We start from the raw sequence: 23396 nt of genomic DNA on the forward strand, positions 1-23396 counted from the left end.
AAACTTTTGATCCTATGCATTTACATTCCATAAATTATGTTGCTATTAGCCGATAAAGTCGTTTTTTTAACGGGAGGGACCGAAGGGATCGGGTTTGAATGTGCCAAAGCATACCAACAGGCAGGCGCCCGCTTATGCATCATCAGCAACGATTCAGAAAGCATTCACCGTGCAAAAACGCAGTTGGAAAGCAATGCAACCGTGTTTTTCCTGGCAGACGTTGCCAATGCTGCACAGGTGCAGAAAGCCATCGCGCATTGCCTTGCAGTGTTTGGTAAAATAGATGTTATTCACAATAATGCAGGCATTTCGAGTCCTTCCAAAGCGTTGCATGAGACTACTGAGCAGGAGTGGAAAAAACTGTTTGAGGTGAATGTAGGCGGCATTCATCATACCACATTACATGGCATCGAAGCCCTGAAAAAATCCGGTGGGAGCATCCTGAACACGGGGAGTCTTGTGGGAGAGATAGGGCAGGAGATCCATGCGGCATACACGGCTACAAAAGGCGCGGTAAATGCGCTTACAAAGTCTATGGCGCTGGACTATGCACCTTTCGGGATCCGGGTCAATGCAGTTGCGCCTGCGGGTGTCATCACGCCGCTTTTGCGGAGTTGGAGCCAGCAGCAGCCCGATCCGGAATCGGCAGAGGAATATCTCAACAACATCCACGCGCTGGGCTATTGTCCTGACGGCGACGTGATTGCAGACGCCTGCCTTTTCCTGATCTCAGATATGGCCAGGTTTATCACGGGTTGCATTCTGCCTGTAAGCGGCGGTGCGGAACTGGGTTATAAGAAGCTTTCCAGCAAACAGAACCATTTTCATGATCTATAAAATAGCAGTAAAAGACGCCCGTTACCCGCTCGACGGCAGCGCAGGAAGCGACGCCATTCACCGCGATCCTGTTTATTCCTATGCCGTTACCGAGCTAGTCGACGACAGCGGCGTTACGGGGACCGGCTTTGCATTCACATTAGGGGAAGGAAACCAGCTCGTTTGCCAGGCCGCACAATATTACACACAGAAGCTGGTTGGGAAGGACATTGAAGAAATAATGGCCGACTTTGGAGTTTTATTCAGGCAATCGTCTGATGATCAGCAGTTTCGCTGGCTTGGGCCGCACAAGGGCGTCGTGCACCTGGCGCTGGCTTCTGTTACCAATGCTTGTTACGATCTTTGGGCAAAAAGACGCGGTGTGCCGCTATGGAAACTGCTCACCAGTCTTTCGCCCGAAGCTATCGTAAACACGCTGGACTTTTCGTATCTGGAAGACGAGCTCACCAGGGAGCAGGCAATCAGCCTCTTGACAATGGAGCAGGCAAGTAAAGCCGACCGGGAAAGCATTCTGAAAACAGGATATCCCGGTTACGACACTTCGATTGGCTGGTTCAACTATTCCGATGAAAAGGTGCGTGAAAACTGCAAAAAGGCCTTAGCCGATGGTTTTACAGCCATGAAGCTGAAAGTAGGATCCGCCGATCCCGCGCGCGACATCCGGCGCGCCCACATTGTACGTGAAGTTGCCGGAGATCAAGTGAAAGTAATGCTCGACGCCAACCAGCAATGGAACCTGCCGGACGCGATCGCGATTTGCAAAAACCTGGCAACAATGAATCCTTACTGGATTGAGGAACCCACGCACCCCGACGACATTCTGGCGCATCGGGCGCTGGCGAAGGAAATTGCGCCTGTGAAGCTTGCCCTGGGCGAGCACGTTCCTAATAAAGTGATTTTTAAAAATTATCTGCAAGCGCAAGCAGCAGCATTTGTACAGGTGGATGCCGTGCGCGTCGGCGGCGTCAGCGAGTTCCTGACGATCAGTTTGTTGTGTAAAAAATTTGGCATTCCGGTCGTGCCGCATGTGGGTGATATGGGGCAGCTGCACCAGCACTTAGTTTTGTATAATCACATTGCTATGGGGCATGAAGCGTTATTTTTGGAGCATATTCCGCATTTGCAAAAACACTTTGTGCATCCCGCCCGCATTCAAAACGGCGTTTATGAAACACCGCAGGAGCCGGGCAGCAGCTGTGACCTGATGGCTTTGCGTAACTAGTCCATTTACTCCAATGATCCACTCCCTCGATATCACGATCAGCGCGCTGTACATTACGGCGATATTTGTCATTGGTTTGTGGGCTGGATTAAAACATAACAGGTCGAAAAACGGCTCTGGTGAAGCGGGAGCATATTTCCTGGCAGGCAAAACATTGCGCTGGCCCACGATCGGCCTTGCATTGTTTGCTACCAACATTTCCTGCGTTCACTTGGTGAGCCTCGCACAGAGCGGTTTCGACACCGGGCTTCTCAACGGGAATTTCGAGTGGATGGCCGCTTTCATCCTAGTCCTGCTCGCACTGTTTTTCGCTCCGTTCTACATCAGGTCCGGCGTTTCCACGTTGCCCGATTTTTTGGAAAAACGCTACGACCGCGCAAGCCGCGACTGGCTGGCTGTAATTTCCGTGGTGTCGGCCGTGATTGTGCACATTTCCTTTTCCTTACTGGCCGGCGGCATTGTTTTGCAGACATTGTTTGGCGTGGATATGTACACCAGCATCATTGCCATTTCTATCATTACGGCCATTTACACTATTGTAGGCGGGTTAACTGCCGTTGTCATCACGGAGTCGATCCAGACGATTGTGCTGCTTTTCGGCGCGGTGATCATCAGCATTGCCGCATATAATAAAATGGGCGGCTGGGAGCCGATGGTGGACGTTCTCCAAACGACGGGCCAGCTTGAAAAGCTTTCTATGATGCGTCCCCACGGCGATAGCAGCGGAATGCCTTGGTATGCCGTGTTCTTAGGTTATCCCGTGCTCGGGATCTGGTATTGGTGTGCCGACCAGACGATTGTCCAGCGGGTATTGGGTGCAAAAGATGAGAACCATGCGCGCATAGGGCCGCTGTTTTGTGGTTTTATCAAAATCCTGCCCGTTTTCATTTTCGTGCTGCCCGGACTTTTTGCCTATACATTATCGCAGTCCGGCGGGCTTGATATTTCAGCTTTGCAAACCGTTTCCGATGGCAAAACGGTGGTCAACAGCAAAGGAATTTACACATTAATGATCACCCAGCTTTTGCCCAAAGGACTGGTTGGAATATTGGTCGCTGCATTGCTTTCTGGGCTGATGAGCCAGATTTCCGGTGCGCTTAATTCCATATCTACATTGGTAAGCTATGATTTGTACCAACGACGCAAACCGGGAGCTTCGGACAAGCAACTGATCCGCGTTGGTAAAATCGCTGCGGGCATTGCATTGATCGTCTCGCTGGCCACATTGCCGCTGCTGAACAGTTATGAAAGTATTTTCAATGGCCTCAACGACATTATCGCACACATTGCACCGCCGATCACCTGCGTATTTTTACTAGGGATCTTCTGGAAAAAAGCGTCTGCGGAATCTGCGAAATTTACCTTATGGATCGGATCCGCGGTTGGTGTTATTGTTTTTACTGTCAATAAATTATATCCCGAAACGCTGGTCGGGCAAGTGCCGTTTATGATAATGGCGTTTTACCTGTTTTGCTTTTGTGTTTTAATCCAGGTTGTCTTCTCCTTTTTCTTCCCGGTTCGCCACACTGCTGTAAGCCTGCAACTTTTCTGGAAATCTCCCCTCGAATCACTTCAAACACCCGGCTGGCCAGGCCTGGGCAATTACAAAATGCTATCCGTCCTGCTTGCCGGGATCATGTGCTTTCTCTTCTGGTTTTTCAGGTAAGTAACTGCATTTTGAAATAAGTGGATTTTAACAATTGATGTTGTTCACTTCTTAGCTGAATGTGTTTTAAGTCTATTTATACGTAAAATTCAGGGATGACCGGTGTATTTTAATAATCGTATTATCCATGTTTTTATCAGGTTAGTCCATTTCAATGTGATTTTTGCCTGTCTAATTTTACCCCATCAAATAGTATAAATTAATGAAAGAATATGGAAAAATTTACTTCAAACCGATGGCAGCTTCCTGGGCTGCTTCTGGCGTTTTTGCTATGTGCCGTCAGTGTTTTTTCAGCATCGGCCCAAACCGTTGACATTACCGGGACAGTCACTTCCGCAGGCGATAACTCAGGTTTGCCGGGCGTATCCATTACGGTAAAGGGGACAACTTCGGGCACAGTAACCGATCTGAATGGCAAGTATGTGGTAAATGTAGCGGATCAAAACGCCGTGCTTGTATTTTCCTTTATAGGTTATGAAGCTGTGGAGCAGCCAGTTGGAAGCCGCAATGTCATCGATGTGGTGATGAAAGAAGATCTGAAACAACTCAGTGAAGTGGTTGTGGTCGGCTACGGAACACAGAAGAAAGTCAACCTCACGGGCGCAGTGGCAACAGTGAGCGGCGATGAAATGATCAAACGGCCCGTGACCAATCCAGCGGCCATGTTGCAAGGCACGATGCCCGGGGTGCAGGTGACGCAGGGCAGGGGAGAGCCTGGTAATGAAGGCGTTTCGGTGCGTATCCGGGGCTCGGGAACATTCAGCGCTGCCGGTTCGGAACCGCTTGTGCTTATCGACGGTGTACAAGGCAATATGTCCGATCTCAATCCCAATAACATTGAAAGTGTGTCGGTTTTGAAAGATGCTGCATCGGCATCCATTTACGGCGCGCGCGCTGCAAACGGGGTGATCCTGGTCACAACCAAAAAAGGAAGTGAAGGCAAGCTGAGCGTGCAGTATAGCGGAAATTACAGCATTAATAAGCCTACCAAGCTGTTTGACCTGATTACAAACTCAGCCGAATATATGGAGTTGTATAATGAAGCACGCGTGAATTCCGGGCTAACCTCAGGATTGTACTCTCAGCAGCAGATCGACGATTACCGCAACGCAACGGACCGCAACCTGTATCCCAACACAGACTGGCTCGGGCTCATTTTCCAAACAGCCCCCACGCACATGCACAACCTGACCTTCGACGGCGGGCGCGGCGGAACGCATTTCAATGCTTCTATCGGTTATGTAAACCAAAAAGGCGTGATGAAAGGGTTTGATTTTGAAAAATACAATGCACGGCTGAACATTGCCTCACAGATCAACAAGAAGATCAAATTCGGTGCGAACATTGCCCTGAAATCCGGCAACACGCAATCGCCCGTTTTTGGCTCGGAAGATATGTTTTTGTCGGCTATGTCACAGGCTCCTACTTACGGACCGAAACTAGCGGACGGCAGCGGGCGCTTTACCTACAAGGCCTATGATTTGGAATACAATAACAAAAACCCGATTGCGCTGCTCGACGGACACATTAACAGGGACAAACTGGATTACTCGGCCAATACGCAGGGCTGGTTTGAGGTGAATTTATTAAAAGGGCTTACGTGGTACGCAAAGGGCGCAGTTAATGCGGATTTTTACAAAACGAAATCTTTCAAACCGCCCTTGCAGCTTTATAACTTCCGCACAAACGAATTTATGGCCACACTGGATCTTGGTGGCGGACTGGAAGTGAAAGATGAGCAGAATGTTTATACCAATTTGTTCTCCTACCTCGATTACGAACACCCCTTCGGGCAAAATCATGCATTCAAAGCGCAGGTAGGCTACAGCACTGAGAAGAATTCTTTCCAGGACCTTGAAGCGATCAGAAGAAACTTCCCGACGGATGTTTTGCGCGAGATCAATGCGGGTAGTCCTTCTATTCAGTATGCCAATGGGTCGCAAAATCAATGGGCGATCCGCTCGTTTTTCGGAAGGCTGAATTACAATTTCAAGGAGCGTTACCTGCTCGAAGCCAACATGCGTTATGACGGCACCTCACGGCTTGCGGCCGATTCCCGCTGGGGCGTTTTCCCTTCGTTCTCTGCGGGCTGGCGGGTTACAGAAGAGGATTTTATCAAAAACCTGAACCTAAACTGGCTTAACAGCATGAAATTCCGCGGATCGTGGGGCCAGCTTGGCAACCAGAACATTGGAAATTATCCTTACCAGGCGATCCTGAGCTTTACCGGAAATTATTCTTTTGATGACTCCAATCTGTCTTCGGGTGTGGTGCAGACCAATCTTTCCAATGCGGCCATCAAATGGGAAACTACAACCATCGCCGACTTCGGCCTCGATATGACCGTCTTCCGCGGCCTGAACCTGAGTGCAGACTGGTATCGCAAAACGACAACAGACATACTCAGAAAATCACAAGTGACGGGTGTGGTAGGACTTGGCGCACCAATGGTTAACAACGGAACCATGCAGAACACGGGTGTAGAACTGGGGCTTTCTTATAATCGCCAGGTCAGTAGCGGCCTGTTTTCGGGACTGAGCTATAATGTAGGTGTGAATCTGGAACATTACAAAAACAAGCTTGTGAAGTTCGGGCAGCGTGAAATTGACGGTTATCGCATCCGTGAAGAAGGCAAGGAATATGACACTTATTACATGCTTCAGATGGATGGCATCTTTCAGTCGGCCGATGAAATTGCTGCTGCGCCAAAACAATACAATGATGCGACTGTGCCGGGCGATATCCGCTTCCGCGATGCCAACGGTGACGGCAAGATCAATGACGACGACCGCGTGGCCATGACGGGCAATTATCCGGGGTTAAATTATTCATTCAATGGGTCAGTCAACTTTAAAGGTTTTGATTTATCGGTTCTGTTTCAAGGGGTTAACAATGTTAAATTTTTTGTTGACAATTGGGGAACGGTTCCTTTTGTACAAGGTTCACCGCCTACAACGGACTGGCGCAATCGCTGGACGCCTGAAAATCCTTCCACCACAATGCCACGCATTTACTGGGGCTGGGGCGCACCCGACCGAATCCGCAGATCGTCTTCCTACTTCCTCCAGGATGCTTCTTATCTGCGATTGAAAAACCTCACATTCGGTTATACACTGCCGCAAACCGTGGTGAAAAAGATCGGCATTGATAACCTGCGGGTGTTTTTCTCAGGTGATAACCTGCTGACGGCTACCAAATATCCGGGCCTCGACCCAGAGCGCGGCGGCAGCGGAAGCTTTGTGCAATATCCTCAAAACAAGATTTTATCATTCGGACTAAATATCAAATTATAATGAAAAGTCAGAAACTAAAACTGTTCGTACTGCTGACTTTGGCGTTCAGTGCGTGCAATGATTCCCTCGACCTGAATCCCCTCGACCAGATTTCGGCATCGACATTCTGGAAAACAAAGGGTGATTTCGACAAAGCATTAACGGCCAATTACGCTTCCATGCAGGCCGATCCCTGGGCGGTTGAGCTGCCTGTCTGGAACTGCCTGACGGACGATGGCTTTGCACAACATAATTCAGGAAGTGCAAAAGAAATCACATCCGGGAGCATCAGCCCTTCCACAGGTGGTTATGTTTCAGGAGTTTATAGCGAAAGTTACAAGGCCATTGCCCGCGTAAATATTTTCCTGGCTCAATTGAAAGCGTACACCAATGCAGACATAACCGACACCAACCGGAAGCTTTACGAGGCCGAATCGCGGTTTTTGCGAGCGTTCTATTATTTCCAGCTTTATCATTTGTATGGCGATGTGCCCCTGGTTCTGGAACCGCTTACATTGGAAACGCAGAACCAGCCCAAAGTCCCGGCTGCGCAAATCCTGGCGCAGATCCTTGCTGACCTGGACTTTGCCATCGCAAACCTCAACGCAAATGCTTATCCGCAAAACGGTGGCCACGCGGCCGTAACTTCCGCGCAGGCATTGAAAGCGCGTGTGCTCATTTTTGCTGCATATGGAGAAAACGGAACGCCTGATCCGGCCTTGTTGGCACAAGTGAAAACGCTGACCAGCGCAGTGATGCCGAAATACAGCCTGAGCCCGAAATTCGAAGATATATTCCGTGATGGCGGGCAGAAAAACAACCCGGAAATCATTTACTCGACCAACTTCCTGGCTCCTAACAACACCCGTCCCTGGGATATGTATTATGGTGACTGGCTGGTAGCAAGCCCATTACAGAATTTTGTGGATGCATTTGAATGCACTGATGGGCTGCCTTACGGCGTGTCGCCGCTGACAGATAAAAAGGAGCCGTTCAAAAACCGGGACTCACGCCTGGCGAAAACCGTCTTCGTTGACCATCCCGATTTTGGCGGTGGCCGGGTTCATATCCCGTCTAACAGCCGTCCGTCGGGTTATGGAGTAATGAAATTCCTGGCGCCTGAGAACATTCCGTTCGGATTTTCGACATTAAGCCAGCAAAATGCAGTAGTGCTGCGCCTGGCGGAGGTTTTACTGATGTATGCCGAAGCACAAAATGAAATAGCAGGCCCGGATGCAACCGTTTACAAAGCCATCAACGACATTCGCCTGCGTTCCCAAATGCCAGCCTTACCAGCCGGTTTGACCAAAGCGGCGATGCGCGAAAGAATCCGCCACGAGCGCCGCATCGAGCTCGGTTTCGAAGGTCTCCGCTATTACGATTTAAAGCGGTGGCACATCGCAGAGCAGGTTTTGAACAATGTAAAAGACAGCTTCGTGCCCTATAAGTTTGAAAAGAAATTTTACAAATGGCCAATCCCACAACCCGAGATTGATAAGAGCGGCGGGGTGCTGGTGCAGAATGGGGATTACTTGTAGGAGGTTGGTGACAGGGCCAGCCCGGTCGCCTGTCACCCTTAACGTGACTCGCGCCTGTCACCCTGAGCGCGACCTGCCCCTGTCACCCTGAGCGTAGCCTGCCCCTGTCACCCTGAGCGGAGCCGAAGGGCGTTCACCTGAGAGAATAACGCCCCTTCGGCTCCGCTCAGGGTGACAGGGGGGATTAATATTATAATTAGACATTAATAAAATTAACATGACTTTTAAGCTCATACTTACCTCTATACTAACCCTCTCAATAACAACATCTTCCATTGCTCAGGTTAAACCCCTTCGCCTTTGGTTTAATAAGCCGGCTACTCAGTGGGAGGAGACTATTCCTGTTGGGAACGGGCGGTTGGGGATGATGAGTGATGGGGGGGTGTTGCGGGAGAATGTTGTGCTGAATGACATTACGCTCTGGTCGGGAGGACCGCAGGATGCAAACAATTACGAGGCGCACAAAAGTCTTCCCGAGATCCGCAGGCTGCTTTTAGAAGGTAAAAATGATGAGGCGCAGCAATTGGTGAACCGGAATTTTGTAGCGAAAGGGGCGGGTTCCGGGCATGGTGATGGGGCCAATGTGCCATTTGGCTGCTACCAGGTCTTGGGCAACCTGCGGATGCAGTTTGCCTACAAGGGTGCCGATACTTCGAACATTCAGTACCAGAATTACAAAAGGGAACTAGCGCTGAATGACGCGGTTGCGAGCCTGGTTTACCAGGTGAAGGGCGTGACGTATCGCCGGGAATACTTTACGAGTTTTGGCGACGATGTGGGCATTATCAGAATTTCTGCCGACAAACCGGGCCAGTTGAATTTACTTCTGGGCCTGGATCGTCCCGAGCGGTTTCAGACTGTGGTTAAAAACAATGCGCTGGAAATGTCCGGGCAGTTGAACAATGGGACGGATGGGATGGGAATGAAATACCTCACCAAGATCAAGCCGCAGGTAAAAGGCGGAAAACTGACTGTTTTGGGTAAGGAAATTGTTATTACGGATGCCGATGAGATCATTCTCTACTTCTCTGCCGGAACCGATTTTAAAACCAAAAACTTTGAATCTGAGACACAGAGGCTTGTTGATGCCGCAGTGAAAAAATCTTACACTGTTCAGAAACAGGCTCACATTGCAAATTATCAAAAACTCTATAACAGAGCGACTTTGCATCTGGGCGGATCAAAGGGTGACGATTTACCAACGGATCAGCGGCTTTCTGCCTTCCAGAAAAACCCTGCTTTGGATAATGAACTGCCCGTTCTGTTTTTCCAATATGGTCGTTACCTGAGTATCAGCAGCACACGGGTAGGACTATTGCCGCCGAATTTGCAGGGACTTTGGGCCAATCAAATTCAGACACCCTGGAATGGTGACTATCACCTGGATGTGAACATTCAGATGAACCAGTGGCCCGTGGAGGTTGTGAATCTGTCGGAGCTGAACCTGCCGCTGGCCGATCTGGTGAGAGGGATGGTGAAGCCGGGTGAAAAAACAGCAAAAGCTTACTATAATGCAGACGGCTGGGTGGCGCACGTAATTACCAATGTCTGGGGTTTCACAGAGCCGGGCGAGGAGGCTTCCTGGGGCGCGAGCAATGCGGGTTCGGGCTGGATTTGCAACAACCTCTGGGAACATTATGCTTTTACCAAAGACAAAAATTACCTTAAAGAAATCTATCCGATCCTGAAAGGCGCCGCGGAGTTTTACAACAGCGCATTGGTGAAAGATCCGAAAACGGGGTGGCTTGTGACTGCGCCGTCCATCTCCCCGGAAAACTCATTTTATCTGCCCAACGGTAAAACGGCTGCCATTTGCATGGGCCCGACCATTGATAACCAGATGACGCGCGAGCTTTTCACCAATGTAATTACAGCCTGCGAGGAATTAGGCGTGGATGCAGCATTGAAAACCTCTTTGGAAAATAAGCTGAAAAATCTGCCTCCTCCCGGCGTGGTAGGAAGCGATGGCAGGCTGATGGAATGGCTGGAAGAATACAAAGAAGTAGAGCCCAAGCACCGGCACATTGCGCATTTGTACGGACTTTTCCCGGCTCCGCTCATCACGCCATCGAAAACGCCTGATCTTGCTGCTGCTGCTGCCAAAACGCTGGAAGCGCGCGGAGATGACAGTCCGGGATGGTCGAAAGCATATAAACTGCTTTTCTGGGCCAGATTGCACGATGGTAACCGGGCTAATAAATTATTAAAGGAACTGCTCGTGCCCACATTGGACACCAATATGAACTACGGTGCTGGCGGAGGCGTCTACCCCAATTTGCTCGTTGCAGGGCCGCCTTTCCAGATTGACGGCAACTTCGGCGGCACGGCCGGGATCGCTGAAATGCTGATTCAGAGCCACGACGGTTATATAGACATTTTGCCCGCCCTTCCGGACGCCTGGAAAGCTTCGGGTGAAGTGACGGGTTTGAAAGCGAGAGGCAATTTTACAGTCGATTTCAAATGGAAGAATGGTAAAGTGACGGATTACCGGATCATTTCCCAATCGCCTCAGAAGGTGATGGTGAAGGTGAATGGAGAGAAAAAAGAAATAACATCAACGCACTAAAAAAACTTGGTATGCATATTGTTTTTGGTACAAAAAGTAATTTATTCAAAATTGGATGCATGGCCGGACTAATGGCTTTGGTCTCAATCAAATCTTTTTCACAGAGCTTTGAAGCAGAGTCGGGGACAATGGCTGGCGGTGCAGATATGCAGGATTGCGCTTTGTGTTCGGGTCAAAAAATGGTAGGTAACCTCGGGGGCGGCTCTGTGACCATTCCGGTGAATGTGGCAACGTCGGGAACTTACAAAATGACGCTTTCCTATGCCACAGGCGACCAGCGGACGATCAATGTAACGCCTAACGCACAGGATTTCATTGCGGTTACTTGTCCTGCATCGGGAGGCTGGTCTGCCGTCGCCAGCATTGCGGCAAATGTGCCGCTGAATGCGGGTAATAATGCCGTTAAGCTTGATAATGCGTATGGCTACGGGCCTAATGTGGACAAGATAACCTTCACGCCGCTGAATGCGCCGAACATTGAAACCATTACTTTCGGGACGAACAACCGCATTGATTACGACCTGCATAACGGGACTTATAATGTGTATTTTGACAACGTGAAAACGATAGGCGAAGTGTTCGCTACGGCCAATTCAGACGCCGTTTTGAACAGTATGACCGGGTATACCAGCCGTGTTCACACTTCGGCTCCCATTACAGACAATTTTGGGGCAGGGACGCGGCATGTTATCACGTCAACGGGTGCTGGCCAGCTGGAAATGCAACAGGTTTTTTACACTTATCCTGGAAAAAATCATTTTTATACAGAGCTGATCCTGAATGGTTCCGGCTCGAACTCCTACAAAATGACGCCGCTGACTTCAAATGCGGTGCACATTCATTCCCAGGGCGACCGCCGGGCATTGCTTGTGCCTTTTGATAATGATAAATGGGTGCGTTATGAGGCCAAAGAAATCGGTTATGCCAATTTTACTTCTTCGGAAGCGGGTGCTCTTTATGACAATACAAGCCGGAAAGGGCTCATCGTGGGTTCCGTGGAGCATGAAGTCTGGAAAACGGGTGTGAACCTGGCAGGAGAAGGGCGGACGGAAACTTCTTTCTTATCGGTGATTGCAGGCTGGACAAATGAAAACTTAACGCGCGACAAACGCGGCCACGGCTGGGTGAATGTGGGACAGCAAAGCTGCAAGTCGCCACGCATTATGGTAGGCTATTACAGCGACTGGCGCGAGGGTTTTGAACAATACGGACAAGCCAACGCACTTGCCGAGCCTCGCTACATTGCCAACTGGACCGGCGGCACACCTTTTGGTTGGAACAGCTGGGGAGCCATTCAGTCGAATCTGAATCTGCCAAAAGCCAAATCCGTCGTGGATTTCTTTGCGAATGATGTTCCGGCATTTCGCAATGGTGATAATACGCTTTTTGTGGACCTGGATTCGTATTGGGATAATCTGGCTCCGGGTGGCATTACAGGTGATTTTAGTCAGCTTACCGAGTTTGCGAATTATTGTAGATCCAAGGGCTTGAAGCCGGGCATTTACTGGGCGCCGTTCGTGGATTGGGGCAAGTCCAGCCGCCAAATGGAAGGCAGCATTTACAACTATGAGGACGTCTGGACAAAAGTGAACGGCGCACCGCTCGACCTGGACGGGGCCTATGCCCTGGACCCGACGCATCCCGGCACAAAAGCAAGGATCGCCTATCTGGTCGGGAAGTTCAAAGCATGTGGTTTCGAAATGATTAAAATTGATTTCCTGGCGCATGCTTCGCTTGAAGCGGACAGTTTTTATGAAACCGGAATTCACACGGGTATGGAAGCTTATAAGGTGGGTATGGAATATCTTACGGATCAGCTGGACGGCACAATGCTGGTTTATGCAGCCATTTCTCCCAATCTGGCAACCGGGCGTTACGCGCACATGCGACGGATTGCCTGCGATGCGTACAAGGATATCAGCGAAACTGCATATACGCTCAATAGCACCACATATGGCTGGTGGCAAAATCAGATTTATCAATACATTGACGCCGATCACATTGTTTTCGGGACGGAGACGGCTGGCGAAAACCGGGCGAGGCTCGCTTCATCAATTGTAACGGGCACCATCATTACGGGCGACGATTACGCAACGGACGGCGCCTGGAAAGCGACCTCACAAACATTGCTGCAAAACACCGATCTGCTGAACCTGGCAAAAGACGGAAAGGCTTTCCGGCTTATTGAAGGAAATACAGGTTGGGACCCGAATGCGCTTTTTGTAAAAACCATTGAGGGAATTCACTATCTGGCCATTTTTAATTATGGCAACGAAACAAAGACATTCAACATTGAGCTCGCAAGGGCCGGCTTGGATGGATCTGCCTCCTATGCCACCAAAGAACTGTTCAGCGGTGGGGATCCGTCTGCCAGGAAAGCAGCAGCAACTGCGCAAGGAACATTAACCCTGAGCGTTCCAGCTTCCGATGCTCTCATTTTGAAATTAACGGACACTACATTACCCGTAACGGTGGCTTCATTTGATGGCAAAAGGTCATCCGCCGGAACGTTACTGACCTGGAAAACGACCTCTGAAACCAATAACAGGGAATTTGTGATTGAAAGAAGCCTGGATGCAAGGACATTTGCAGCGATCGGGGACGTGGCAGGTCACGGGAATGCTGCCAAGACGCTTTATTACAAATTTATCGATTCCGCCCCGGTTTCAGATTCCACCAATTACTATCGTCTCAGACAGATCGATTTTGACGGGAAGTACGAACATTCGCGCATTGTTGCTGTAAAATACGCAAATGAAGATTCCGTAACATTATTCCCAAATCCAGGCAATACACAACTGAACCTGAAAATACCCAAAAACTTCTCCGGCGAGCTCAATGTGAAAATCATCGGCATGAACGGCAAGGAACTCGTAGCCAGAAAATTCAGCAAATACACCGAAAAAGGTCTGACAATCGGCATAGCACAGTTAGAAAAAGGCACCTATCTAATTGCAGTTGAGGATAGGAATGGAAATAAGCAGCGAACGCGGTTTGTGAAGGATTGAAATTTGTTACTGATTTCTGTTCAGTACGCTGATGATAAGCTTTTTAACTGTCTCCATCTCTTCCGGCTTACTGGCGGCAGCAAAAAGTGTAAGGCTCGCAAGTGCCTCATTACTAATCAATAATTTTCCGTCGCTTGTTGTCAGCAATTCGTTCACGTCTAAAAAAAGCAAGAAACAAGCGGCGGCAATTCGTTTGTTGCCGTCAATAAATGAATGATTCTTGATGATTAAATAAAGGAGGACAGCGGCTTTTTCCTCGATAGAGGGATAAAAATCAAAGTCACCGAAGCCCTTGCCGATCTGTGCAATTGAACTTTGGAAAGTTTCATCTTTTTCCTTTCCGAAGATGACGGATTCGAAATCGCCTTTCATGATATTTATAATCTTTTGATAGTCTGATAATTCAGGATATGTTGCGCTGCGGACATTAATGCCTCTTTGATCCAACTGATCATGGTCGTAATCATCCAGCAATTCTAAACCCGTCGCAAATTGTTCCAGCCAGCTATTTTGTGCATCTCCGATTCTACTCTCAATAGCCCTGCTTAGGATCCGGATGCCATCCTTTAAGGTTTGCACCTGGTGGTTTTTCTGTGCAAGCCGTTTCTCGTTAATAGCGAATCCCTCAATCAGGTAATTTTTTAGACGCTGGGTAGCCCAAATCCTGAATTGCGTAGCCTTGCCGGAATTTACCCTGTAACCGACAGACAAGATCATATCCAGGTTGAAAACGTCTACTTGTCTGACTACATGGCGTTTGCCTTCCTTTTGAACTATTTCCATTTTGGAAATAGTTGACTCCCTCGTTAGCTCTCCTTCATGCAGAATATTCCGGATATGCTTATTGATGCCCGGAACCTCGGTGCCAAACAATGCAGCAATCTGCTTCTGACTTAACCAGATATTTTCCTCCTGGAGTGTCACTTCTATCTGGCTATTGCCGTCCGCACCTACGTATATCTCTATCTGATTTTCCATTCCGACTTCATTTATTCCAAAGATTAGAAAAATTGAACTGTGAGAAACGCAAGATCCAACGAACGGTAGGCGGCATTTATCGAAAGCATTTCATCTTAGGACTAGCTCGCCTCTACTCCCCCCAAACCGTCACCACAACCGCTCTGGTGCCGCCGTGGTCTCTGTGTTCGCAGAGATAGATGCCTTGCCAGGTTCCTAGGGCTAGTCGACCGTTTTTGATGGGGATCATTACGGAGCTGCCTAGTAGTGAGGCTTTCAGATGTGCAGGCATGTCGTCGGAACCCTCGTAGTCGTGCTCGTAGTCGGGGTCGTTTTCTTTGACGGTTTTATTGAAATACATTTCGAAATCTTTTCGCACGGTGGGGTCGGCGTTTTCGTTGATCGTGAGCGAGGCGGAGGTGTGCTGGATGAAAACCTGGCACATGCCTGTGGCGAGCAACGAAATTTGCGGCATCGCATTGAGAATGTCGCCGGTGATGAGGTGAAAGCCCCGGCGCTTTTCACGGAATGTTAAACTTTGCTGAAATATTTTCATCCGGTAAATGTATTACTCTGCGTTCAAATTTGATGATACTTTTGCATCTTCAAGCGAATGCTGAGTTAATCAAAACAATTAATGAAAGAAGCGCTGATCAAGATCTTTACTTTTAGTCAATGAACATTATACCCATTTCCGTCCTTACCATAGTAAAATCCAGGCATGAGGCGCTTCGCAACCTTGTTCTGGGCCTTGACAATGCTGACTCTTATCCGGCTGAGCTGATTATAGTCAATATGAATGAGCCAGCAAGTGAGCTGGTTTCTGAAAATTTCCCGATCCGCTCCGTTCGGTTTGATGATGCCGAAAGACTTCCTCTTGCTGCGGCGCGGAACTTTGCGGCGAAACAAGCAACGCATCCTTTCATGATTTTTCTGGATGTGGACTGCATTCCTTCACCGGATTTATTAGAAAAATATTTCAATGCGTGCCGGTCCGGTGCGCATTTATGGATAGGACCGGTCCGGTATCTTCGTCAGGGTGCCACAGCGGAAAAGGGTTTTCTTTCGAAAATGTGGGAAATGAGCACGCCAGATCCCGTTAGGGCCGATTTGCGGGAGGTGAATCATGCGCTTTTCTGGTCGCTTAACTTCGCTTGCAGTCAGGAAACGTATGAGCGCATTGGTGGTTTTGATACCCGATTTACCGGTTACGGTGCAGAAGATACCGATTTCGGTTTTGCAGCCCGTAAGCAAGGTGTCGAGCTGAGTGTTGCGGATGCCGTTGCATTTCATCAATATCATCCCAGCTTCAACCCGCCGCTCAATCATTTTGAAGACATTCTCATCAATGCTAAAACCTTTTTTAACAAATGGCAGATCTGGCCTATGGAAGGCTGGCTGCGAAAATTTGAGCGTGCAGGATTGATCAAATGGGAAAATGATGAGATCACAATTTTGCGCAGACCGACGGAAACAGAGGTTAACCAGGCGTTGAAGTCAGGATAATCAGACCTTAAATCACGCCAATCTTTCAGGAAAGTTAGTGTCCCAAAGTTCATGCAACCGTGCCGCAACATCTGCCAGCGCTGAGTCCTTGATCACATGTTTCCAGCAGTCATCAGGCAGGCTATCTGCCTTTTGAATGATTGTTTTCCAGTCGGTGTGATCCAGCTCTTCTGGCTGGACTAGCACAGCCATTCCATTTTGTGCTAATAATTCGGCTTTGCGCAATTGTTCCTGAAACGGACGGTCCTCAGGTATGCAGACGAACTTTTTCCCCAGATCGGCCATTTCCATCACCGAGTTATGTCCGGCATTGCCTATCACGACGTTGCATTGGGCCAGTACGGATGCAGGATCATTAATTTGCCCGTGAAAAATTACATTGGATGCGACAACATGTTCAGGATCAGCAACATTACCAATCACCAGGATAGGTCTTTCCGCGCATTGCGCTGCCAAAGCATTGATAACCTTTCCATTAATCGAAGTCCCTCCGGAGCCTACAAGAACGCCAATTGCAGGATTTTCAAGTTTCTCCGCATATTTTTCTTTTCCTGAATATTTTGAAAATCCCCCTGAAAAGAAGGTTTTTTGATTTACCCAATCCTGGGGTGAAGGATTCATCAACTCTTCCGGCGACGGTGCGATCAGCAGCTGGGCACATTCATATGCATGTAAATGCGCCAGATCATCACGGTCCCCGTTTTGACGGATCACTACGGTTGGTGTCCCGCATAAAGTGGCCAGTAATGTAACCTCCACAGACACATCGACAATCATTATCACCGGAAATAATGCATGCTGCGCCGCCGAGATTACTGCGGCGCGTTTGGCAACTTTTTCAACATTAACGGGCGCATAATGCAGAAAACCCAATTGCATGCGTGAAGCAAAAGGGTCTTCGGGACCTGCAACATCCTGCGGCAGGTCGATACATTGAATTGTGGGCGGAATAATGGCTGCAAACCGTGTTAGATCACTTCCAAGAAACGTCACCTGTGCATCTTTAAGCTGTGATGCAATTGACAATGCGCGCATCAAATGTCCCGAGCCGTGGTGGTGAATGTAGAAGGCGAAATTAGCGGACATTGGTCTTCATCTTCGTGTTTGCAGTTTCAAGCGCTATCAATTCGAACAATGTTTCGTAGGCATCCACCATTCTTTCCACATCAAAGAGATCTTCGGCGCGCTGCCTGCAAGCCGAGCGGTTCAATTGCTCTGCTGCCAGGATGCAATCCGCCAGTTCCTGAACATTATCTCCGCTGCATAATGTGCCCGTGTGCTCGTCAAGCAATTTTGGTAAGGCACCTTTGGCAATGCCTGCAACCGGCGTTCCGCAAGCAAGCGACTCAGCAACCACCAGTCCGAACGGTTCATCCCAGCACGGCGTGATCAGTGATACAGTTGCGTTTCCTATCAGGTCATTAAGCTGTTGATGATTGCAAGATCCGAGCAATTCTATCGAATCGTCCAGACGTGGCATAATCTCAGTTTCGTAATAATGCTGATCGCTGATGGCCCCAGCAACTTTCATTTTCCTGCCGGCAATCTTGGCTGCATCTATGGCCAGGTGCAAGCCCTTATCAGGATGTATCCGCCCAAACCACATGATATATCCGCGATCATTTTCAGGATAAAACGCCCAGGTGGCCAAATCGATGCCGTTGTGAATGATGTCACATTCAGGTGCGTACGCTTTCCAATTCTCAGCATTGGTCTCAGAAACAGATACATATTTGACCCGGCCATAATTCTGTTCGCGGCGGATCGCGTTCTTCAGCTCAAAAATCGGAGGCGTATGCAGCACAGTTACCATCGGCGCTTTAACCAGCACCGACATCATAATGGGAACATAATTCAAGCTGTTATTAAAAATTACGTCCAGCTCGTCTTTGTCTATCTCCTGCATCATTTCAACATAGGCGTGATGTGTAGAAATATATTCAGTGCTGAGCTGGCGGGAGGTAAACTGCGAGGATGTAATGGGACGGTAATCCTCCTCGCAAAGGATCGGCCTGACATTTAAAATGGGATCCGAGCCGGCGCAGGCATATAGCAATACGTCATGGCCACGCGCTAGTAATCGTTGACAAATATCATAGGTAAAGGCTTCCAACCCTCCCATGAAGGGTTTACTAATTGGATATTTCAAGTGTGCAATGATCCCTATTTTCATGTCGCTTTAGGTAAAGTTTTGATGATGAATGTTTGTTGATAAAGTGTTTTTCGATACTAGTACAGCTTAGGCTGCGTTGTGGCGTCTTAGAAAACCGTGCCGGTGCCTGATACGCTGTTTTTACGGCTGGTATGGATTTTAGGCTGCACCAGCGTTATCAAATTTGAAGCATTGTGATCTTTACACCAAAAGAAACACTCACCGAGGAAGAAGTGAAGAACGGGTTGAACACCGTTCTCAAAGAAGGAATGACCACCGAAGCCATGGTAACGCTTGCCGGGGGGACATTTATGGTTGCCTTCGCCATTTTGCTTGGCGCCAGCAATTTTCAGATCGGGCTGCTTGCTTCTTTACCTACATTCACTAACATTTTCCAGCTGGCGTCCGTTTTTCTGATCCGCAGATATAACAACCGGAGGGCCGTTTCGGTGATTTGCTGCATTCTGGCCCGTATCCCGATGGTTTTGTTGGGCGCAATGCCATTTTTTCTCGGAGCGGATGCGCCGGTAAGCTTATTGCTGTTTTTTCTGTTCTTCTATTATTTGTTTGGTTCCATTGCCGGTCCAAGCTGGAACGCATGGATGAAAGATCTGGTGCCGGGCGATATGCTAGGCGCTTTTTTCTCGAAGCGCAGCCGCTATGCGCAGACGCTCAATGTTGTACTCAGCATTATTCTGGCCATTTCGATCGATTATCTGCGCAGGCATGCACCGCAATACGAGCTGTATGTGTATGCAACCATGTTTATGATAGCGGGCGTGGCCGGTCTGGCGGCAGTAGCATTGCTGGCCAGGGTGCCCGAGCCAAGATCTTATTTACCCAATGAGAATATCCTGAAAATGTTCATTAAGCCGCTGCGCGACAATAACTTCCAGCGATTGCTTGTCTTTAACTCTCTCTGGCTTTTTGCCGTCAACATTGCCACACCGTTTTTTACAGTTTATATGCTGAAAACGCTTGGGCTTACCCTGGCGTATATTATTCCACTCACCATTTTAAGCCAGTTGTCGAGTATTTTCACGATTGGATACTGGGGCAAATTTGCAGACCGGTACAGCAACAAAACGATCATCTCCATATGCGCGCCGCTGTATGTGGCTTGTGTGATTGCATGGTGTTTTGTAGGGATTTATACTAATTTGATATCCAACCTTGCCTTGCTGGCGGTAATCCATATCGTCAGCGGATCGAGCAATGCCGGCACCAACCTTGCACTGACGAACATAGGCCTTAAGCTCGCTCCATCCCGTGAAGCGATTGTTTATTTATCCGTTAAAAATATTGTCACGTCCGTTTTTTCGTCCCTGGCGCCGCTGATAGGCGGTTATCTGGCTGATTATTATACATTAAGACAACTCCGCGTTATTGCCGAGTGGAGCGGGCCATCGCTGCAAAAATCCTTTCGGTTGCTGTTGCTGCATGAATGGAATTTCCTCTTTCTGATCGGGGCCGCACTGACTGTGGTGGCGTTGCAATTCCTGCCGCGTGTGCGTGAGGCAGGGGAGGTGCATAAGAGCGTGGTGAAGAGAATCATGCGTACAAGCCTGAAAAGTAACTTGCGGGATTATTTTGTGATTGATGTGCTGATCAACTGGCATTCTTCATTGAATAATATGCTTAAAATCAATCGTGTAGGCTCCGATGAGGCGCGAAGAGACGAGTAAAGCGTAGCTGGTTATCATCAAATTTCATGGTAATGCCTTTGGAAAAGTAACTCCGTGGTTATATTTGCCCCATCATACGATGCGAGTTGCGCTGCTTTACATATGGCTCTTTGTAACGATCCTACCGACTTTCAGTCAGTGGGGAACGATCGCTTATTACCATATCAACAAGGATTACATAGCGCGCGTCCTTTGCGAAAACCGCGATAAGCCACAGCTGCACTGCGACGGGCAATGCTATCTGGCCAAAAAACTAAAAGCCCAGGAGGAGAAAAAAGACCAGCAAACCAGCGAGCAGGTGCGTAATTTGCCTACGTTGCATCTGTTTTCATCCCCGCTGGTCGCCTTCGAATTTCTGGCATCGCCATTTATAATCCATTCCCAAGCCGCTTTCCAGTATCATTTAGCCGCTTATCTGGCTCCGCTTACAGTGGTTTCCCCACCGCCCTGCGCTTAGCTGCCGTTTTTGTCAATTTTGGGCCAAAATGAAAGGGTAACATAGTTTATCCTTGGCGCGCGTCTGCGCTGCGCTTTTATTCAAATTCAACAGCTAACCTAACAGCATCATTCCTGCTTTTTGAAAGTGGGTGAATCTATCCTTGTATATCCGAATGAAATTTCAATATGTGTTTCTATTGCTGGCCATGTTCAGCAATGTTACCCGTTCCTACGCTCAAAGCGAGCAAGGAACACTTCACGGGCGTATCGTCAACGCCGGAGACAAGCCTGTTGCAGGCGCGTCCATCGCATTTCAAAACACAACATTAGGCACAATTACAGATGAAAAGGGCCAATTCAGCCTCACCGGCATTATACCAGGCTCTTACATCCTGACCGTTTCCAATGTTGGTTATATTGCATACACCCAAAGTATGCGTATTTCGAAAGGGAGAAACGCGTTTCTTAATCTTCAACTGTCCGAAAGCAACCAGGAGCTGAAAGAGGTCATTGTTAGTGCTGCCAAAAACAGTTACCAGGTTTCCTCCTCCAACAGTTCCACCCGCCTGGACGTGCCTTTGCTGGAAACGCCTCAATCGGTGCAGGTCGTTTCCTCTGCCGTTCTGCGTGACCGACAGGCATTTACGCTCAATGAGATCGCGGGCACATTCACGGGCATGAAAGCCAACAATGGCAATGGTTCATTTCAAATACGCGGCTTCACGGCTTACTCCCCGAATGATGCCAGTTTTTTACTTTTTAACGGCGTCCGGGGCAACTTGTATTTATGGAGCCAGCAGCCGCTGTTATACAACATTGAATCCGTGGAGTTGCTGCGAGGGCCTTCCGGGGCTTTATTCAGTGAGGGTTCTCCCGGTGGTGTTGTTAATTTTATTACAAAAAAACCTTTATTGGAAAAGCGGGCAAGTGTGGATCTTTCGCTGGGTAGCTGGGGATTCGGAAGGGCTTCTGCTGACTTTACCGGGCATGTTTCAAGTAACAAAAAACTGTTGTACCGCGCTATAATCGGTTATGATCGCTCCGAAAGTTTCCGGGATTATCAAAAGAAACAAAACCTGCTCATAGCCCCGTCGCTGACTTACCTTGCCAGTGACCGGACCTCGCTCAACCTTGAACTCAATTATACTTACTCCAAAGCCGTTCAGCAGTATGACAATGGCAGTTATGTTTACTCCCGCCCTGATGGAACATTTGATTTCAACCACTATCCCAACAACCTGACAATCCAGAGCCCGACCGATTATGGAAAAACACACAATGCATCGGCTACGCTGAGTTTTAACCATCAAATCAGCCAGAATCTGAAACTCACCGTTGTGGAACGCGCAGTGCGGAATGTACTGGATTATACAGACCATATTCCCGTAGGAAGGATCCGTAATGATTCCATCAGCCGGGGATTTCAGGACTGGGAAACGGACAGGTTCAGCCTGCAAACCACTGCTTTTGCAACCTATACCATTAACACAGGACCGCTGGGGCACCAAATAATCGCGGGCTCGGATTACAATCGCTACGGCTGGACGCAAAACGATTATCGTTACAAGCCTTCGACCCGCATTTCTATCCTGCACCCGGATTATGCGGGCAGTATTCCCGATGCCTCCGTCCCGGCCGACGAATCGGATGATAATAAGCGCATTACCAACCTGATCGGAGCTTACATTCAGGATCAAATCATTGTGGGCGACAAATTGAGAGTGTTGGTTTCGCTTCGTTATGACAACTACAATGGTAAGGAAACGCCTTTGTCGGATCGTGACAATAAGCAGGGCGACGAGCTGAAAACCTCAGGCTGGATCCCGCGGGTGGCCCTGGTATATCTGCCGGTAAAGAACGTATCTCTTTACGGAACCTATCTCAAATCGTTCAATCCGCAAACCTCAAACAACGTGCTCTCAGGCGGACCATTCCCCACCCGGCAGGCGACCCAATTTGAAGTATGTTCCAAAGCGGACCTGATAGGCAACCGGTTGTCGGCCACATTATCCCTTTACCAGATCAACTATGCCAATATCCTGACGGCGGCCCCCACGGAAGAAAACTCGCATCGGCAAGCTGCCATTGACGGCACGCGCAGCAGGGGCGGAGAATTTTCAGTTATCGGAAACCTGAACCGATTGAGCCTGATTGCCGGATATGCTTTCAATGAGCACGAGTTGGTAAGCACCACGAGTTATGGTAAAAAAGGGGATCGTTTTGCCAATGCGCCTAAGCATCAGATCAACTTCTGGGCCAAATATGCGCTTCCATCCCAGGCGCTCAAAGGGTTGGGAATTGCTGCGGGCGTACGTTATGTGAGTGATCAGGTGGGTTTGCTAAGCAATCAGAACTTCGTTTTTCCGTCCTACACGGTGCTGGATGCCGCCATTTCGTATTCGCGCAACCGATATCAGGTTCAGGTTAATGCTTATAATCTGACTAACAAGCATTACTTCACAGGAAGCAGGTCGGGCGTAACATTAGCAGGCCTGGGCGATCCCTTAAATGTACGGGTCGGCGTTAGTTATCAGCTCTGGTAAGTTGAG

General features: G+C 48.8%; 15 protein-coding genes. 11 read left to right on the forward strand and 4 right to left on the reverse strand.

Features of this window, described 5'->3' with window-relative positions; translation table 11 throughout:
• Positions 1-36 precede the first annotated feature (36 nt).
• The 7 genes from G395_RS0108955 to G395_RS28980 all read left to right on the forward strand — a co-directional run bounded on the left by G395_RS0108955 (position 37) and on the right by G395_RS28980 (position 14109).
• Positions 37-837 carry an SDR family NAD(P)-dependent oxidoreductase gene (locus G395_RS0108955; protein WP_035360807.1) on the forward strand — a complete coding sequence of 267 codons (801 nt, stop codon included), beginning with the start codon at positions 37-39 and terminating at the stop codon, positions 835-837.
• Complete coding sequence (locus tag G395_RS0108960; protein WP_026629743.1) at positions 827-2059, forward strand: enolase C-terminal domain-like protein; 1233 nt, start codon at positions 827-829, stop codon at positions 2057-2059. Before G395_RS0108955 ends, G395_RS0108960 begins: the two co-directional genes overlap by 11 nt.
• Before the next feature lie 13 nt (positions 2060-2072).
• Positions 2073-3725 (forward strand): sodium:solute symporter, encoded by a 1653-nt coding sequence (locus G395_RS0108965; RefSeq protein WP_026629744.1) that lies wholly within the window; start codon positions 2073-2075, stop codon positions 3723-3725.
• Positions 3726-3937: 212 nt separating this feature from the next.
• The gene (locus G395_RS0108970; RefSeq protein WP_084439513.1) at positions 3938-7018 is read left to right on the forward strand and encodes a SusC/RagA family TonB-linked outer membrane protein; all 3081 of its coding nucleotides are present in this window, start codon (positions 3938-3940) and stop codon (positions 7016-7018) included.
• On the forward strand, positions 7018-8535 hold the full coding sequence (locus tag G395_RS0108975) for a RagB/SusD family nutrient uptake outer membrane protein (RefSeq protein ID WP_026629746.1): 1518 nt from the start codon (positions 7018-7020) through the stop codon (positions 8533-8535). Before G395_RS0108970 ends, G395_RS0108975 begins: the two co-directional genes overlap by 1 nt.
• 217 nt (positions 8536-8752) lie before the next feature.
• Positions 8753-11101: a glycoside hydrolase family 95 protein gene (locus tag G395_RS0108980; RefSeq protein ID WP_035360810.1), complete on the forward strand. Its 2349-nt coding sequence runs from the start codon at positions 8753-8755 to the stop codon at positions 11099-11101.
• Between the two features lie 59 nt (positions 11102-11160).
• The gene (locus G395_RS28980) at positions 11161-14109 is read left to right on the forward strand and encodes a T9SS type A sorting domain-containing protein (protein ID WP_084439515.1); all 2949 of its coding nucleotides are present in this window, start codon (positions 11161-11163) and stop codon (positions 14107-14109) included.
• Positions 14110-14115: 6 nt separating this feature from the next.
• On the opposite strand, the gene G395_RS0108990 is transcribed toward G395_RS28980, so the two are convergent.
• Both G395_RS0108990 and G395_RS0108995 read right to left on the reverse strand, forming a co-directional pair.
• Positions 14116-15087 carry a virulence RhuM family protein/type II toxin-antitoxin system death-on-curing family toxin gene (locus tag G395_RS0108990; protein WP_026629748.1) on the reverse strand — a complete coding sequence of 324 codons (972 nt, stop codon included), beginning with the start codon at positions 15085-15087 and terminating at the stop codon, positions 14116-14118.
• Positions 15088-15199: 112 nt separating this feature from the next.
• On the reverse strand, positions 15200-15622 hold the full coding sequence (locus G395_RS0108995; RefSeq protein WP_026629749.1) for a secondary thiamine-phosphate synthase enzyme YjbQ: 423 nt from the start codon (positions 15620-15622) through the stop codon (positions 15200-15202).
• Positions 15623-15741: 119 nt separating this feature from the next.
• Here G395_RS0108995 and G395_RS0109000 point away from each other — a divergent pair, with 119 nt between their 5' ends.
• Positions 15742-16572, forward strand: coding sequence for a glycosyltransferase family 2 protein (locus tag G395_RS0109000; protein ID WP_051350079.1), 831 nt, complete (start codon positions 15742-15744; stop codon positions 16570-16572).
• A 12-nt stretch (positions 16573-16584) separates the two neighbouring features.
• On the opposite strand, the gene G395_RS28985 is transcribed toward G395_RS0109000, so the two are convergent.
• Together G395_RS28985 and G395_RS0109010 are read right to left on the reverse strand one after the other, a co-directional pair.
• Entirely contained in the window at positions 16585-17658 is a 1074-nt protein-coding gene (locus G395_RS28985) for a glycosyltransferase (protein ID WP_084439517.1), read from the reverse strand.
• On the reverse strand, positions 17648-18745 hold the full coding sequence (locus tag G395_RS0109010) for a glycosyltransferase family 4 protein (protein WP_026629751.1): 1098 nt from the start codon (positions 18743-18745) through the stop codon (positions 17648-17650). Before G395_RS0109010 ends, G395_RS28985 begins: the two co-directional genes overlap by 11 nt.
• Positions 18746-18918: 173 nt before the next feature.
• Between G395_RS0109010 and G395_RS28990 the strand changes: the two genes are divergently transcribed.
• The 3 genes from G395_RS28990 to G395_RS0109025 all read left to right on the forward strand — a co-directional run bounded on the left by G395_RS28990 (position 18919) and on the right by G395_RS0109025 (position 23390).
• The gene (locus tag G395_RS28990; protein ID WP_035360813.1) at positions 18919-20409 is read left to right on the forward strand and encodes an MFS transporter; all 1491 of its coding nucleotides are present in this window, start codon (positions 18919-18921) and stop codon (positions 20407-20409) included.
• A 79-nt stretch (positions 20410-20488) separates the two neighbouring features.
• Complete coding sequence (locus tag G395_RS0109020) at positions 20489-20866, forward strand: hypothetical protein (protein WP_026629752.1); 378 nt, start codon at positions 20489-20491, stop codon at positions 20864-20866.
• Positions 20867-21020: 154 nt separating this feature from the next.
• On the forward strand, positions 21021-23390 hold the full coding sequence (locus G395_RS0109025) for a TonB-dependent receptor (RefSeq protein ID WP_026629753.1): 2370 nt from the start codon (positions 21021-21023) through the stop codon (positions 23388-23390).
• The last annotated feature ends 6 nt before the right edge of the window (positions 23391-23396 follow it).

Origin of the sequence: Dyadobacter alkalitolerans DSM 23607, assembly GCF_000428845.1 — a bacterium.
In the GTDB taxonomy this organism is placed as follows: domain Bacteria; phylum Bacteroidota; class Bacteroidia; order Cytophagales; family Spirosomataceae; genus Dyadobacter; species Dyadobacter alkalitolerans.

Bases quoted from the DNA above. Each gene is read 5' to 3' on its own strand.
- G395_RS0108955 (WP_035360807.1), top strand. From the start codon at position 37: ATGTTGCTATTAGCCGATAAAGTCGTTTTTTTAACGGGAGGGACCGAA.
- G395_RS0108960 (WP_026629743.1), top strand. From the start codon at position 827: ATGATCTATAAAATAGCAGTAAAAGACGCCCGTTACCCGCTCGACGGC.
- G395_RS0108965 (WP_026629744.1), top strand. From the start codon at position 2,073: ATGATCCACTCCCTCGATATCACGATCAGCGCGCTGTACATTACGGCG.
- G395_RS0108970 (WP_084439513.1), top strand. From the start codon at position 3,938: ATGGAAAAATTTACTTCAAACCGATGGCAGCTTCCTGGGCTGCTTCTG.
- G395_RS0108975 (WP_026629746.1), top strand. From the start codon at position 7,018: ATGAAAAGTCAGAAACTAAAACTGTTCGTACTGCTGACTTTGGCGTTC.
- G395_RS0108980 (WP_035360810.1), top strand. From the start codon at position 8,753: ATGACTTTTAAGCTCATACTTACCTCTATACTAACCCTCTCAATAACA.
- G395_RS28980 (WP_084439515.1), top strand. From the start codon at position 11,161: ATGGCCGGACTAATGGCTTTGGTCTCAATCAAATCTTTTTCACAGAGC.
- G395_RS0108990 (WP_026629748.1), bottom strand. From the start codon at position 15,087: ATGGAAAATCAGATAGAGATATACGTAGGTGCGGACGGCAATAGCCAG.
- G395_RS0108995 (WP_026629749.1), bottom strand. From the start codon at position 15,622: ATGAAAATATTTCAGCAAAGTTTAACATTCCGTGAAAAGCGCCGGGGC.
- G395_RS0109000 (WP_051350079.1), top strand. From the start codon at position 15,742: ATGAACATTATACCCATTTCCGTCCTTACCATAGTAAAATCCAGGCAT.
- G395_RS28985 (WP_084439517.1), bottom strand. From the start codon at position 17,658: ATGTCCGCTAATTTCGCCTTCTACATTCACCACCACGGCTCGGGACAT.
- G395_RS0109010 (WP_026629751.1), bottom strand. From the start codon at position 18,745: ATGAAAATAGGGATCATTGCACACTTGAAATATCCAATTAGTAAACCC.
- G395_RS0109020 (WP_026629752.1), top strand. From the start codon at position 20,489: ATGCGAGTTGCGCTGCTTTACATATGGCTCTTTGTAACGATCCTACCG.
- G395_RS0109025 (WP_026629753.1), top strand. From the start codon at position 21,021: ATGAAATTTCAATATGTGTTTCTATTGCTGGCCATGTTCAGCAATGTT.